Source organism: Paracoccus sp. KR1-242, assembly GCF_049446195.1.
GTDB lineage: Bacteria > Pseudomonadota > Alphaproteobacteria > Rhodobacterales > Rhodobacteraceae > Paracoccus > Paracoccus broussonetiae.
On sequence record NZ_JBMSED010000008.1, the window covers coordinates 177,015 to 191,865 of the forward strand.

Genomic DNA, 14,851 nt, shown 5'->3' on the forward strand with positions numbered 1-14,851 from the left:
GATTACAGTAGGTTAACGAATGCAGCGCACCGTCGACTTTTCTTCATCTGATTTGAATTCCTGTTCATCGGTGCTGCAGAATCTGCAAGGCACCTCGGTTGAACCTATCGGAACCCGCTCGTTTTACGCCCGTTTCGTAAAACGTCCGCTCGACCTTCTGGCGATCCTGGTTTCATCCCCGATCGTCATTCCCGTGGTCACCATCCTTGCCCTTGTCATCCTGATCCAGGGCGGGAAGCCCTTCTATACCCAGATGCGCGTCGGCCAGTCCGGCCGCAGCTTCCGCTTGTGGAAACTGCGCACGATGGTCCCGAATGCCGATGCGCGTCTGGCCGAATATCTGGCCACCGATGCGGAGGCCAAGGCGGAATGGGACTCGACCCAGAAGCTGAAGAAGGATCCGCGCATCACCAGCTTTGGCCGTTTCCTTCGCAAAAGCTCGCTGGACGAACTGCCGCAGCTGTGGAACGTCCTGCTTGGCGACATGAGCGTCGTCGGCCCGCGTCCGATGATGCTGGACCAGGCCCCGCTGTATCCCGGCGCGGATTACTACTACCTGCGTCCGGGGGTCACCGGGCTCTGGCAAATCTCGGATCGCAACGACAGCACCTTTGCCGCCCGGGCGACTTTCGATGCGCATTACGCCGCCGGGTTGAGCCTGCGGGGCGATCTGTCGATCATCACGAAAACGGTCGGGGTGGTTCTGCGCTGCACCGGCTACTGACCGGCACCAACAGAAAAGCGCGTCAGCCGTGGCTCACGCGCTTTTCGTTCAATTCTGCGCAGCGAAATCTGCGCCATGCCACGAACAGGGTCGCCGCGGTGCCGCTGAGGGAATAAAGCAGCAGCGCCGACCAGAACGACAGGCCAAGGACAACAGTCCCGCCGATCGTGCAGATCGCGGCAATTGCAACTCCAATGGCTAGCACTCCGCTCAGCTCAACCTCCACTTGCTCTGGGCTCTACAATACCAATACTCCCAATTGATCGGAGAATCGCCAAGCTTTTATTCCACCGCAGCGGATGAAAGGATCAATTTCGCTCAACTAAGCGTAATGATAGGCGCAATCCGGCCCAAAAGGTAACATGGCACCATCCAGCTTGCGGAACTGAGTTTGAAAAAGGCCAAGACGCTGCGAATCGGTTATCTCGTCAACACCTATCCCCGCCCCTCGCACAGCTTCATCCGGCGCGAGATTGCGGCGCTGGAGGCCGAGGGTCTTCATATCCACCGTTTCGCCATGCGGGGCGACCCGGATGCCCTTGCAGACGCAAAGGACCGTGCCGAACATGAGCGGACCGAGCGTGTCCTGGAAATCGGCGGATCGCGGCTGCTGACCGGCATGATCGCGGGAATGGCGGCGGATTGGCGCAAGGCCGGGCGCGTGCTTGCCTTGGTCCGCAGCCGTGTGGCGGCCGGGGAATCCAGCCTTGCCCGGCAACTCATCTATCTGGCCGAAGGGGCACGGATCGCCCGCCGTGCGCGAGAGCTGGAACTTGACCACATCCATGTCCATTTCGCCACAAACTCGGCGCGGGTGGCGACCTATGCCCATCTTCTGGGCGGGCCGGGATTCAGCCTTACCATCCACGGGCCCGAGGAATTCGACAACGCCGCCGCGCTGGATCTTGGCGGCAAGCTGGCCATGTCGCGATTTTGCGCCACCGTCAGCAGCTTTGGCCGGGCGCAGATGCTGCGTTGGGCGGCGCCCCAGGACCTCGACAAGCTTCACGTCGTCCATTGTGGTCTGGATCTGGATCGTTCCGATGATCCGCCCCCCTTGCCTGAGGGCCCCCTGCACCTGGTCGCGGTGGGCCGCTTTGCCGAGCAGAAGGGGTTCGGCCTGCTGATCCGCGCCTTTGCTCAGGCATTGGACGCCAATCCCCAGATTCGCCTGTCACTTGTCGGCGACGGAGAGTTGCGCGGCATGATCGAAAGCGCCATCGCCCAGCACGGGATGGGCAATTCCGTCCGCCTGCTCGGCTGGCAGGATCAGGCGGGTGTCCGGGCAGCGGTCGATTCCGCCCATGCGCTGGTCACCCCCAGCTTTGCCGAAGGACTGCCCGTGGTCATCATGGAGGCGATGGCCCGCGCACGTCCCATCATCTCGACCTATATCGCGGGCATCCCCGAACTGGTCCGGTCCGGACAGGAGGGGTGGCTTGTTCCTGCGGGCGATGCTTCGGCGCTGGCTGATGCGATGCTGGATGCTGCAGCGGCCTCTCCCGAAACGCTGGAACGGATGGGGCAATCCGCACGCGCGCGCGTCGCGGCGCGACATGACATCCGCGATTCGGCGCGGCAGTTGATCGAATTGTTCACCCAGGCCACAAGCTGACGGCCAGATAATGACCGGCGGTGCGCCCCCAGCGCGCTCCGATCAGCCGGTCGCCCAGGCAGGCGCGCACCCTGCCCCGCCGGATCACGGCAGGAACCTCGCTGAAATCAAGCAGACGCCCCGTCAATGGGAACTGGGCCTTGAACATCGCCTCTTTCACGCAAAAGGCCAGCAGTGGATCACCGCAATCGCTGCGAAAGGGCGCAACGACCTCGGCCAGTCCGGGGGGCGGCGTGCGGTGCATCGTCTCGACGTCGACACCGACCCAAGGACCACCGGGTGGAGCGGCGATGGCCACGCAATATTCCCCGCCATGGGACAAGCTGGCGCGGATGCCGGGCGGCAGGTCCGGACGTCGATCCGGGCGCATGGCAATCGGCTGCTGGTGGGACAGGACATGCCCCGCCTGGGCGATTGCCTGTCGCAGGACCATGCGCCCCAGCGCAAATTCGCGCCGGCGCTTCGGGACGGCACGCAGGACCGCCTGCTCCTCGGCGGGGGCCAAAGGCTGGGGAACCGCGGTCAAGGGCAGAACCGCGCAGCCATAGCCGGGTGGCATCAGGCTGCGCGCCAGATCCTCCAGCGCCTGCGGCTGGATCATCGACCGCCGCGCAATTCGGCCCGCAGCGCCCGCCGCCGGGCCATCGCATCGCTGGCGGGTGCCGCGGCCGGATCGACCGGGGCGGCGGCTGCCGACGCGGCCTCGGGCGGATTCGGGACTGTCGCAGGACCCGGAACCGCGGCAGATGGCGCAAGGCCTGCCACGTGCCGCAGGAAATCCGCCAGCACCGGGAAGCGGAAGATATCCGTCACCCCCAGCCGTGGCAGGGCCAGCCGGTCGCGCAGCGTGCGGTGCAACTGGATCGCCAGCAGCGAATGGCCACCAAGTGCGAAGAAGTTGTCGCGCGGCGCGATCTGGGCCACGCCCAGAACCTCGGCCCAGATCGCCTGAACCTCGGGCGAGCGATCGACCCCCGCGGCAGCGGGCGTCACCGGCGCGGGCGCGGGCGTCGCATGGGGCACGGGCGCGGCCACCGCCCCAGGCGGGGGCAATTGCTTGCGGTCGATCTTGCGGTTCGGGGTCAGGGGCATCCGGTCAAGCCGCAGGATCCGCCCCGGAACCATATGCGCAGGCAGATGGGTGACCAGCGCCTCGCGCAGCCCTGCTTCCGAAAACTCGACCGGACCGGTGACATAGGCGACCAGCCGCTTGTCGCCGGGCGCATCCTCGCGCACCAGCGCCACGACCTCGCGCACGCCGGGCTGCTGGCCCAATGCGGCCTCGATCTCGCCCAGTTCGATGCGGAAGCCGCGCAGCTTGACCTGATGGTCGGCGCGACCGATGTAATCCAGCCCGCCATCGTCACGCCAGCGCACAAGGTCGCCGGTGCGATACATCCGCCCGCCCCAGGGCGCGGCGCGCCCGGTCGGAACGAAGGGGTCCGGGCGGAAAGCCGCGCCGGTCAGATCCTCGCGCTGCCAATAGCCGCGGGCGACGCCGTGACCGCCGATCCACAACTCGCCCTGCGCGCCCGGTGGAACCGGCGCCCCTTCGGCGTCCAGGACGTAAAGTTGGGTATTCGCGATGGGACGGCCCAGCGTGATCTCGGCCGCGTCGGTCACGTCGGCGACCGTCGACCAGATCGTGGTTTCGGTCGGGCCATACATGTTCAGAATCCGGGCGCGTGTTGCCCTGCGCAGATCCGCCAGCAAGGCGGGCGGCAGCGCCTCGCCCCCCAGCATCACGCAGGTCAGCCCCGCCAGCGCCGAGGCGACCTCGGGATCCGAAACCAAAATCCGTCCCATGCTTGGGGTGCATTGCAGATGCGTCACCCGCCAGCGCCGGATCTGCGCGGCGATCGAGAAATCGCCCGCATCCGGTTCGGCGACCTGAGGGTTCACGGCAGCACGCAACTCTGCCAGCAGCGGGAAGAAGGCGGTGACCTGGTCGGGCGCGATGCCGAAATCGATCAGGCAGGCCACTTCGCCCACGCCGATCGCCTTCAAATGCTCGATCCGTTCAACCCCGTCCTGGACCGAGCCGAACAGGCCGGAATCCTCGAAATAGCGCAGGAAGGCGAATTCAAGGATGCCGTCCAGCTCTTCCTCGGACAGGCTGCCAAGATCGATCGCCATCGGGTTGGTCATGCCGGCGGGGCGGCGGAAGGCCGGGAAGTCCCAGGCGTATTGCTTGACCAGCGCCGCCGCGCTGCGCAGATAGTTCTTCATCGGCTCGCGCGCGATTTCCCGCGCGGTTTCGCGGTCGGCGGCCAGACAGGTATGCAGCATCAGCGTGACGGTGAAATCCGCCGGGTCATGCCCCGCCTCTCGCAGGGCGGCGTGATAATCGGCGATCCGCGCGGCAACCGTGTCGATGCTTTGGCCCAGCAGATGGGTCAGGACGTTCATGCCAAGCCGACCCGCCTCGATCCAGGTGTCGGGGTTGCCGGCGACGGTCATCCACAGCGGCAATTCGCGCTGCACCGGGCGCGGCTGCGTCACGACGCCGAAGCTGCCGCCTCCCGCGCGCGGAAACTCGACCGTCTCGCCCCGCCACAGGCGGCGCAACTGGTCGATGCCCGCAATCATCGCCGTCTTGTTGTTCGGAGGCGCGTTTTCCGGGCGCAGCACGAAATCGTCCGGCTGCCAGCCCGAGGCGATGGCCAGTCCCGCGCGACCGCCGGTCAGGTTGTCGATGACCGCCCATTCCTCGGCCACGCGGGCCGGGTGGTGCAACGGCAGAACGCAGCTTCCGGCGCGTACGGCGATGTTCTTTGTCACCGCCGCGACCGCCGCGCCGGACACTGCGGGGTTCGGATAGGGGCCGCCAAAGGCGTGGAAATGGCGTTCGGGAGTCCACAGCGCGACAAAGCCGTTCTGGTCGGCAAAGCGTGCACCGTCCAGCAGAAGCTGGTATTTTTGCGGCCCCGGCCCGTCGTCATTGCCCCAATAGAACAGGCTGAATTCCATCCCCCCGGTCACATCGCGCCGCGTCATGGCAGGCGCATTGCCCGACACGGCCAGCCGCGACTCTTCGCCCGCGATGACCAGCCGCAGCCCGCGGGCGAGCGACCAGAAGATTTCCAGCACCGAGATGTCAAAGGACAGGCTGGTCACCGCCAGCCAGGTGTCGCCGGGACGATGGGGAATGACCGCATCCATGCCCACGAAGAAATTGGCGACGTTGCGATGCTCGACCATGACCCCCTTGGGCCGCCCGGTCGAACCGGAGGTATAGATCAGATAGGCAAGGTTCGCGGGCGTCACTGGTGATGTGGGCGGCTGCGCCGCGACAGCCGGCACCTCCGAGGCGATGGGAACCGCGCGCGCCCCATGCGGGGGCAAACGGTCGCCCAGCCCCTCCTGCACCAGAACGACCTGCGCGCCGCTGTCCTGCAGGTAAAGCGCGATCCGGTCCGCCGGATAGTCGGGGTCAAGCGGCACATAGGCCCCGCCCGCCTTCCAGATCGCCAGCGCCCCGATCACCAGCTCGGGCGAGCGGCGGGCGAACAGACCGACCGGCTGGTCCGGGCCCACGCCCATGCCGGCCAGCTGCCCTGCCAAAGCGGTCGCGGCACGGTCAAGTTCGGCGCGCGTCAGCGTCCGATCCTCGAAGGCCAGCGCGATGGCATCGGGATCCTGCGTGGCCAATTGCGCGATCAGCTCATGGATGCAGGCCGGATCAAGCGGGACGGCGGTGTCATTGCGGGCGATCAGCAGGTCATCGCGCTCCGCCGGGTCCAGCAGCGACAGTTCGGACAGGCTTGTGCTGCCCGACATGGCAAGACCCGCATCCAGCGCGCGCGCGACCCGCTGCGCCTGCGCGGCACTGACCCGCGCCGGATCATGCAGCAGCGCCGCGCCCGAAGGGGTCAGCGCCACCGTCAGGCCCGCTTCCCCAACCGGGGCGATTTCGGACAGGTTGATCGCCAGATCGGGCCGGGCGGCATCGCGCAATTCGGGTGCGCGATGGACAAGATCCGACATGAAGTGGCGATGCGCCGCAGCTTCGGCCAGCTGAGCCTCGATCCCGGCGGCAAGCTCTGCCAGCGTCATTCCCGCCTGCGCGTCGATCGCCAGCGGCTGCCAGCCCGCGACGATCGCATCCTGCGGCAAGCCGACCGGACGCAGCGCCAGGTCGAATTGCGACTGGGCGACAAGCCGCGCCAGCAAGGCGGCCGCCAACGCCACGCGATCAGGACCGGCACCAGGGATCAAGTCGATGCGCGCCACCTGACCCGACCCTTCGCCCGGCAGGACGGCCGGGTTCATCGCGGCAAGCCGCCTGCGCCACCAGCCGTCATGCGGGGCCGCGGCATCGGCCAGCGCAGCAAGGTTTGCGCCATCTTCAGCCGTCAAGGCGGGCAGCACCGTGCCCAAAGGCGGCAATTCGCCCCGCACATGCAGGCTGACCGCACCATCCGCGGCGGCAATGGTCACGGTGTCGCCGTCAAGGGCCAGCACCGTTCCCGGTGCGGCGGATGCGGCACCAATGCCTGCGAAGCCCACCACCGGACGCAAGGATCCATCCGCCAGCCGGATTTTCGCTTCGGTCAGCGGGTTCCAGTATCCGCCGTGGTCAAGCGCCCGGACCAGCGCACCAATCTGCGCCGCCGGACGCGCGAAATCGATGACCCCCGCCGCATCGGGGCGCTTGTCGCGCGCCATGTAGCTGCGTTGGGACAGATCCTGTCGCTGGCGCTGCGGGCCCGCGCCCTCAAGCTGGTCGACCACATCCGCAAAGCTTTCCGCCCCGCGGGCAAAGCAGCGGGCGTTCAGCGTCAGGGCAGTGTCATCCTCGCGCAGGTCGAACAGGCGCTGCGCAAGGATATCGCCTTCGTCGACGCCACCTTCGATCATGTGCCAGGTCACGCCATGTTGCGAAGCGCCCGCGTGGATCGCCCAGACCGGCGCGTTCAGCCCGGCCAGCCGCGGCAGCGGACCGTCGTGAAAGTTGATCGCGCCGCGCTGGCCCCGCGCCAGCATCGCGCGGCTGAGAATCGAAAGGTTCGCGACGCTGAAAAGCCAGTCCGCCACCGGCGCCCCTTCGGCAAGGGGCGCGTCCTGATCCTCGACCGGCAGGCCCGCACCCTGCGCCCAGGCCTGCAATTCGGGATTGCGCGTCACCACCGCGACGACGCGGTGACCGCGCCCCAACAGCGTCTCGGCCGCGTGGCGCATGAGAAGTTCGTTACCGACCAGAATCGCGGAAAACTGCGTCATGGTTGACCCTTATCGACATGAACAGGCAATGGTTGGCGGCGCAGCGCGTGCCGCGTCAAATGCGACAAATGTCCGGGCGGCAGCTCGGTCCGCCGCCGCTGCAGCAGGCAGCGCAGACCCCACAATGCCGAGCCGCCCAAAACCGCCGCGGTGGCCCAAAGCGCGCCGCCGCGGCCATGATGCTTTTCGAAATAGCGCCGACGGGAATCGTACCAATAATCCGGTGCGCGCTTCCAGGTCTTCATCCCCGTGCTGGCCGAGCCGATGTGCTCGACCTCGCTTTCCACGACGTAATGGGTTTCCCAGCCCGCCATCGCGGCGCGACGGCACAAGTCCGTTTCCTCGAAGTAAAGAAAGAACCCCTCGTCGAACAGGCCGATGCGATCCAGCACCTCGCTGCGGATCATCATCGAGGCCCCCGCCGACCAGTCCACCCGCCCCGAGATCGGGGGCTGCGGCATGGCCACGACCTTGTCCCGCAAAAGCCGCGTCACCGGACCCGAGCGGCTGGCCGCCTCGAACTCTCCCGCAGCCGAGGGAAAGCGGAAGGCGGTCAGGTGCGGCGCGCCATCGGTGCCGCGCAATCGCGAACAGGCAAGCCCGACTGCGGGATGAGCGACCAGATAATCGCGCAGCACGCGGATCGCGCCGGGCTGCGGGATCGCGTCCGAATTCAGCAGATAGACCAGGTCGGGGCGGCGCCCGTCCGGCAATCCCTGGCGGATGCCGTGGTTGTTCCCGGCCCCGAAGCCACCGTTCCAGCCCGATTGCAGCACCGCGACACGGCCATCGGCAAGCCAGCCCCGCGCCTCGGCCTCGGTCTGCATCTTTTCGAACGAGCCGTCGTCCGAACCATTGTCGACGATGGTGACGCCGCCATCCAGCCCTTCGATCTCGCGCAGGGCGGCTTCGGCTGCGACCAGCGACATGTCCGGGGTGCGCCAGTTCAGCACGACGACCTGCACCGAGGGATTGATCGCCATTACCAGTCCCCCCTATTCCGCCGCCCGCGCCCGCGCCGGTGCGTCCGCATCGGCTTCAAGCAGGATGTCGCGCAGGACGCTGGCCATGCGGCGCACATTGGGCTCAAGCACCATCGAGTCGTGATCTCCCGGCACCTCGACGACGCGCAGGCGCGGCATCCAGGGGCTCCAGCCGTTGTCGTCCAGCATATAGGTCCGGGCAGCAGTCACGAACCGTCCGGCCGAGACCTTCCAGCGCGGATCCAGCGGCGGGCGGAACATGGCAACAGGCCCGTCATAGGACGTGACCGTCATCCCCGGCAGCCAGGACAGGAAGGCCGCCTCGATCGCAAGATCGTGGAAGCTGCCCTGATCGGCCACCGCCCCGGCATCCAGCGCCTGCGATCGGCGCCGCTTGCCGATCTCATAGCGGATGCGGTCGCCGATCCATTGGCGCACAAAGCCCGCACCGCCTTCGCGCATCTCGCCCAGGCGGATCATCAGCCGGTCCTTGCGCGACAGCGGCTCGCGCAGGGGCAAGGGCGTGTCGAGCATCACGAGCATCGCGACCTCCTCGCCCTCGGCGCGCAATTGGCGGGCCATTTCATAGGCCGTCAGCCCGCCGCCCGAGAATCCGCCAAGCAGATAGGGTCCTTGTGGCTGCACTTCACGAATCTCGGCGATGTAGTCGCGGGCGGCCTCGGCAAAGCCGGGATGGGGTTCATCCTCGCCCAAAAGCCCGCGAGCCTGCAGGCCATAGAAGCGCCGGTCCGCACCCAGCCGCTGCGCAAGCTGCCGCAGGTTCATGACGTTGCCGAACATGCCCGCGACCATGAAGAAGGGCGCGCCTTCGCCGCGTCCGCCCATGTCGACCAGAAAGCGGCGGGACGGCCGCTCGGCCGTGGGCAGCGCACGGACATTGTCGGCGGCCGCGATCTCGCGCGGGCCGGTGCGTTGCTCGATCAGCGCGGCCAGTTCGGCAATGGTCGGCGCCTTGAACAAGGTCGAAATCGGCAGGTCCACCCCGAAGCCCTTGCGAACCTGACCGAACATGCGGACCGCGATCAGGGAATGCCCGCCCAGATCGAAGAAGCTGTCCGCCGCCCCGACCTGCGCGATGCCCAGAAGCTCGGACCAGATCGCGGCAAGCTCGGCCTGCACGCCCGGCGTCGGTTCCACGAAATCGCTGTCCAGATCCGGCCGCTCGAAGCCGCCTTCGGAAGGGGCTGCATCCTGCGTCACCCCCGCCTCGGCGATCAGCGCCGGAAGATCCAGCGACGAGACATAGACCTGTGCCAGTCCCGTCGAGATCGCGCGGGACAGCATCGCCGGGCCGATCGCGCCGGGAATGCCCTGGCTGATATTGTGGTGCAAGCGACGCTCGGCCGGGGACATGCTGCGCGTGGGCTGGACGCGCGTGCGTGGCGTCGCCGAAAGCGCGGCGGTCAGCTTGCGCAGGGCAAAGCCCCGGATCTCGACCGCGACCGTGCCGTCGGGCGCGGCCAGGGTGATGTCGAACTGCGCCATTCCCAGCGCATCGCTGTTTTCGGCGGCGTTGCGGATGCGGCTGACGACCTGAGCCGGAAGCGGGCGATGTATGCGGATCGCGCCATAACCCATCGGCACCCACAGGTGATCGGGCGACCAGCCCCGGATCAGCGCCATCGCCCAACCGGTCGCGATGTCCAGAAGCGCGGGATGGACCAACCAGCCCTGCCCGGCCTCGGCCGCGAATTCGGGGGAAAGCGACAGCTCGGCCACGCCTTCGTCCGCGGCGATGCGATAGCGGCGCAGCACCTTCCAGCGCGGGCCGAAATCCATCTGCCCCTCTTGTGCCGAAGGCAGCGCCTGCCCCTGCCCGTCCACGTCCCAGGGGCCCGAGACCACCAGCCGCGCCGGCTCTGCTGGGTCGTCCAGCGGGGCGACCTGGGCGCGGACATTCGCGCTGCCCTGCGGATCGTCAAGGATCTCGACCCCGAAGGCATCGCCGCGCGGGTCCAGTCGCGTCGTCACCAACGCGGTATCGGCGACCAGCACCGGGCGCTGGAACTCCAGATCGCGGATTTCCAGCGGCAGGCTCATGCCGGATTCCAGCGCGGCTTCGGCGATCAGTTCGATCCAGCCGGTGCCGGGCATCAGGGCCTGGCCCGCGGCGGTCTTGTGGCCGCCAATGATCCAGTGGTCCATCGACAGGGCCGTGCGGAACTCGCGCCCGCCGGGCATGGGCATGGTCTGATCGACAAGCGGCCGGTCGACCGGGGGTCCGGCGGCGACCGCATCCTCGATCCCGAGCGCGCGGGCGGCCATGCCGGTATCGGCCCAGACGCCCCAGTTCACGGCAACCACGCGACCCAACCCCGCAGGGGCGGCGCGCGCGACCGCGTTCAGATATTCGTTCGCCGCGACATAATCGGCCTGACCCGCCGGGGCGATGACGGAAGATGTCGATGCGAACAGCACCGTCAGCCGAACCGGATCGGCAGCCAATGCCTCGACCAGCGCGCGCGTGCCCAGCAGTTTCGGCGCCAGCACATCCCAGCTTTCATCGTCGGTCTTCGCCGCGATCAGGCTGTCACGGACAACGCCCGCCGCATGAAGGACCACGTCCAGCGCACCGAAACGATCGCGGGTGCCCGCAATGGCGCGGGCCATGTCCTCGGGGCTGGTGACATCGGCGCGAAGCGCGATCACCTCGGCCCCCATCGCCTCAAGCTTGCGGATCGCGGCGATGACCGGCCCTGCCTCAAGGCTGCCGCGGGTCGTCAGCGCCAGCCTTGCCCCGCCACGGCCCGCAAGTTCGCGCGCGATGGCCTGGCCGATCCCGCCGAAGCCGCCGGTGATCAGGCAGACCGAACCCGAGGGGATACCCTGCAAACCGTCATCAGGCAGCAGCACCGGCTCCAGCGACTGGACGAAGCGTCTGCCATCGCGCCATGCGGCGATTGGCGCACCGGCCGGGGCCAGGGCCTCCTCCAGCAGCGTGGCGGCGACTGCGTCGGGGTTGGGACGCTCGGGCAGGCGGATATCGACCAGCCGTGCCGACACCCCCGGCATCTCATGCGGCAGCACGCGGACGGGACCGGCGGCGGTCGCCTTTTCGGGTGCGGGCGCAGCCTCGGCCGCCACGCGCAGGGCGTCGTTGCAGATCGCGATCAGGTCCAGCCGCGCATCGGGCATTTCCGCGCCGATCGCCTGCGCCAGATGAAGCAGGCTGAAGTAACCACGTTCAAGCCGGCTGTTCAGCAGGTTCGAACCGGCGCGGAACTGTGCGCCTTGCGTCAGCGACCACAGGTGCAGGATGCGGTCGGGCCGCATGTCCTGCGCCGCCAGCGCCGACAGCAGCATCTCGTAATCTTCGCGGTCCGATTCCAGCGGCAGGGTGAAGCGAGCATCGCCCTTGTCGGCAAAGGTATCCGCGATCTGGACCGTCGCGACGCGCTGGCCCCTGCCCCGCAGCAGCGCGGCCAGCCGGTCACCGATACCCAGTTCGTCCGACAGAAGCAGCCAGTTGCGGGTGCCGCTGACCACCGGTCCGTCGGGGCCGATCTCCAGCGCTGGCGAGGCCAGCTTCCACGCCGGGCGCCAGCCCCATTCCGCAGGCTCGTCCAGACGCGCCAGTTCAGCCTCGGCCTCGGTCGCGGCATGGGCCGAACGCTCGATGAAATAGCGTTTGCGTTGGAAGGCATAGCCCGGCAGCGAAAGCCGCCTGCGCTGCGCGTCCCCCCAGATCTGGTCCCAGTCGATCGCGCCGCCACAGGCCCAGACCCGCGCCAGCGCCGCCATGAAGAACGTGTCGTCGCCCGTCTGGTGGTCGCGGTGGCGCAGAGCCGAGATCACCTGGTTCGCGTTGACGGCCGGATGGGCCTTGGTCATGGCCTGCATCGCGCGACCCGGCCCGACCTCAAGGAAGATCCGGTCGGGGTCCTGCGCCAGATGCGAGATCCCGTCGGCAAAGCGGACAGTCCCGCGCAAGTGCGCGACCCAATAATCGGGGCTGGTCGCCTCGGCATCCGTCAGGGGCTGGCCGCTGCGGTTCGAAATGATCGGGATCTGCGGTGCGCTTAGCCGGATCGAGGCCAGATAGGCGCGGAATTCATCCAGGATGCCATCAAGCATCCGCGAATGCGCGGCGATCGAGATGGCGATGCGCTGGCATTCGATCTCTCGTGCGCTCATGCGGGCGGCAAAGGCGTCAAGCGCCGCATCCGGTCCGGACACAACGGACAGCCCCGGCCCGTTCACCGCGGCAAGGTCCAGTTGGCCCAGTTCCTCGGCGAATTCTTCGGGCGGCAGCGGCACGCTCAGCATTCCGCCCGCCGGGACACGGTCGAACAGCAGGCCGCGCAGGCGAACAAGCCCGATGCAATCTTCAAAGGACATCACGCCCGCGATGCAGGCGGCGGTATTCTCGCCCATGGAATGGCCGATCAGGGCCGAGGGATGGACGCCCCAGCCGATCCAAAGCTGCGCCAGCGCATATTCGGTGATCATCAGCAGCGGCAATTGCAGCGAGGGCTGAAGCAGGCGGCGGTCCGCCTCGGCCTCGGCCCCGGGCTCGGGCAGCCACAGCGCGCGCAGGTCGGTTCCATGCGCGCTGGCCATGTGGTCCAGCCCCCGGTCCATCCATTCGCGGAAGACCGGTTCGGTTTCGTAAAGGCCTCGCGCCATGCCCGCGTATTGCGCACCGCCGCCCGGCAGCATGAAGACCGCCGATGCCCCCGCGGCCACGGGCTGGTGGTCAAAGACCAGACGGGGGTCCAGCCCCTCCAGCAGGCCGGCCGCCTCGGCCGCATCATGGGCGACCAGCACCCGGCGACGGTCGAACTGGCGGCGGCCCTGCGTCAGGGTAAAGGACAGGTCGGCCATGTCCACGCCCGGATTGGCGCGCAGCCATTGCGCCAGCGCCGCCGCGTTCGCATCCAGCGCCGCCTTGCTGCGCCCGGAAACGGCGATGATGTGGAAGGGCCAGTCGGATTCCGCCGCCGCGGACAGGGCGGGTGGTTCCTGCAGCACCACATGGGCATTGGTCCCGCCCACGCCCAGCGAGTTGACGCCAGCGCGGCGCAGACCCGGCAAGGGCCAGTCGCCCAGGCGGTCATTGACCCGGAACGGCCCACCGGCAAAATCGATAGCGGGGTTCGCGCTTTCATATCCAAGGCTGGCGGGAATCCGGCCGTGATGCAGGGCCAACGCGGTCTTGATCAGCCCCGCGCTGCCCGCCGCCGTATCGAGATGCCCGATATTCGTCTTGACCGAGCCGATGTGGCAAGGCCCCTGGCGCGTCCCGTCCGAGACCCGTGCATAGGCCTGATTCAGCGCCGCAACCTCGATCGGGTCGCCAAGCGCCGTGCCGGTGCCGTGGCACTCGACATAGCCGATCCCGTCCGAGGCGACGCCCGACATGACCAGCGCCTCGGCAATGGCCTGGGCCTGCCCTTCGACGCTGGGGGCCAGATAGCCCGCCTTGGCCGCGCCGTCGTTGTTGATCGCCGATCCCTTGATGACCGCCCAGACATGATCGCCATCGGCAATCGCGTCCTTCAGCCGGCGCAGAACCACGACCGCCGCACCGCTGCCAAAGACGGTGCCCTGAGCGCGGTGGTCAAAGGCGTGGCAATGCCCGTCCGGCGACAGGATCTCGTTCTCCTTGTAGAGATAGCCCAGGCCATGCGGCATCTCGATCGTGACGCCGCCCGCCAGCGCCATGTCGCATTCCCCGCTTTGCAGGGACTGGCAGGCCATGTGGATCGCGACCAGCGAGGTCGAGCAGGCCGTCTGCACGTTGACGCTGGGTCCCGTCAGGTCAAGGACATGGCTTGCGCGGGTCGACAGGAAGTCCTTGTCATTGCCGGTATGGCGCAGCAGGAAATGCCCGACCCCATCGACCAGATCGCGGTTCGAGCAGACGTTCCAGTAGAAATAGCTGCCCATGCCGCAGCCCGCCCAGACGCCGATCGGGCGGCGGAATTCCTCGGGGACATGGGCCGCGTCCTCAAGCGCGTGCCAGCAGGTCTCAAGGAACTTGCGGTGCTGGGGGTCCATGATCGCCGCTTCCTTGGGCGAAAGCCCGAAGAACTCGGCATCGAATTCGTCGAACTGGTCCAGGATGGCGGCAGCAGGAACATAGTTCGGATCGGAAAGCCTGCTCCTCGCCTCTCCGCGCGAGATCAGGTCGGCCTGGGACACGCGCTGGATCGATTCCACGCCCCGACAAAGGTTGTCCCAGTATTCGGCGACATTGGCCGCCCCTGGCAACTGCGCGGCCATCCCGACGATGGCAATATCGTTATCCAACACCTGGCTTTGATCCAAGGCCATGCATCCTTC

General features: G+C 67.6%; 6 protein-coding genes. 2 read left to right on the plus strand and 4 right to left on the minus strand.

Going from position 1 to position 14,851, the window contains the following annotated elements; genetic code table 11:
- Positions 1-70 precede the first annotated feature (70 nt).
- Positions 71-724 carry a sugar transferase gene (locus ACO2Q4_RS13505; RefSeq protein WP_311757495.1) on the plus strand — a complete coding sequence of 218 codons (654 nt, stop codon included), beginning with the start codon at positions 71-73 and terminating at the stop codon, positions 722-724.
- 409 nt (positions 725-1,133) lie between these two features.
- Positions 1,134-2,339, plus strand: coding sequence for a glycosyltransferase (locus ACO2Q4_RS13510; protein WP_423319917.1), 1,206 nt, complete (start codon positions 1,134-1,136; stop codon positions 2,337-2,339).
- Here the strand turns inward: ACO2Q4_RS13510 and ACO2Q4_RS13515 are convergent.
- The 4 genes from ACO2Q4_RS13515 to ACO2Q4_RS13530 are packed head-to-tail and all read right to left on the minus strand — an operon-like array spanning position 2,320 to position 14,842.
- The gene (locus ACO2Q4_RS13515; RefSeq protein WP_423319859.1) at positions 2,320-2,940 is read right to left on the minus strand and encodes a 4'-phosphopantetheinyl transferase family protein; all 621 of its coding nucleotides are present in this window, start codon (positions 2,938-2,940) and stop codon (positions 2,320-2,322) included. The genes ACO2Q4_RS13510 and ACO2Q4_RS13515 overlap by 20 nt on opposite strands.
- Entirely contained in the window at positions 2,937-7,562 is a 4,626-nt protein-coding gene (locus ACO2Q4_RS13520; RefSeq protein ID WP_423319861.1) for a MupA/Atu3671 family FMN-dependent luciferase-like monooxygenase, read from the minus strand. Before ACO2Q4_RS13520 ends, ACO2Q4_RS13515 begins: the two co-directional genes overlap by 4 nt.
- Complete coding sequence (locus ACO2Q4_RS13525; RefSeq protein WP_423319863.1) at positions 7,559-8,545, minus strand: glycosyltransferase family 2 protein; 987 nt, start codon at positions 8,543-8,545, stop codon at positions 7,559-7,561. Before ACO2Q4_RS13525 ends, ACO2Q4_RS13520 begins: the two co-directional genes overlap by 4 nt.
- A gap of 12 nt (positions 8,546-8,557) precedes the next feature.
- Positions 8,558-14,842, minus strand: a complete 6,285-nt coding sequence (locus tag ACO2Q4_RS13530; protein ID WP_423319865.1) for a type I polyketide synthase — start codon at positions 14,840-14,842, stop codon at positions 8,558-8,560.
- Positions 14,843-14,851 lie beyond the last annotated feature (9 nt).

What these genes read in the sequence shown, in the direction of transcription:
- ACO2Q4_RS13525 (WP_423319863.1), bottom strand. Translation starts at nt 8,545, where the DNA reads ATGGCGATCAATCCCTCGGTGCAGGTCGTCGTGCTGAACTGGCGCACC.
- ACO2Q4_RS13530 (WP_423319865.1), bottom strand. Translation starts at nt 14,842, where the DNA reads ATGGCCTTGGATCAAAGCCAGGTGTTGGATAACGATATTGCCATCGTC.
- ACO2Q4_RS13520 (WP_423319861.1), bottom strand. Translation starts at nt 7,562, where the DNA reads ATGACGCAGTTTTCCGCGATTCTGGTCGGTAACGAACTTCTCATGCGC.
- ACO2Q4_RS13515 (WP_423319859.1), bottom strand. Translation starts at nt 2,940, where the DNA reads ATGATCCAGCCGCAGGCGCTGGAGGATCTGGCGCGCAGCCTGATGCCA.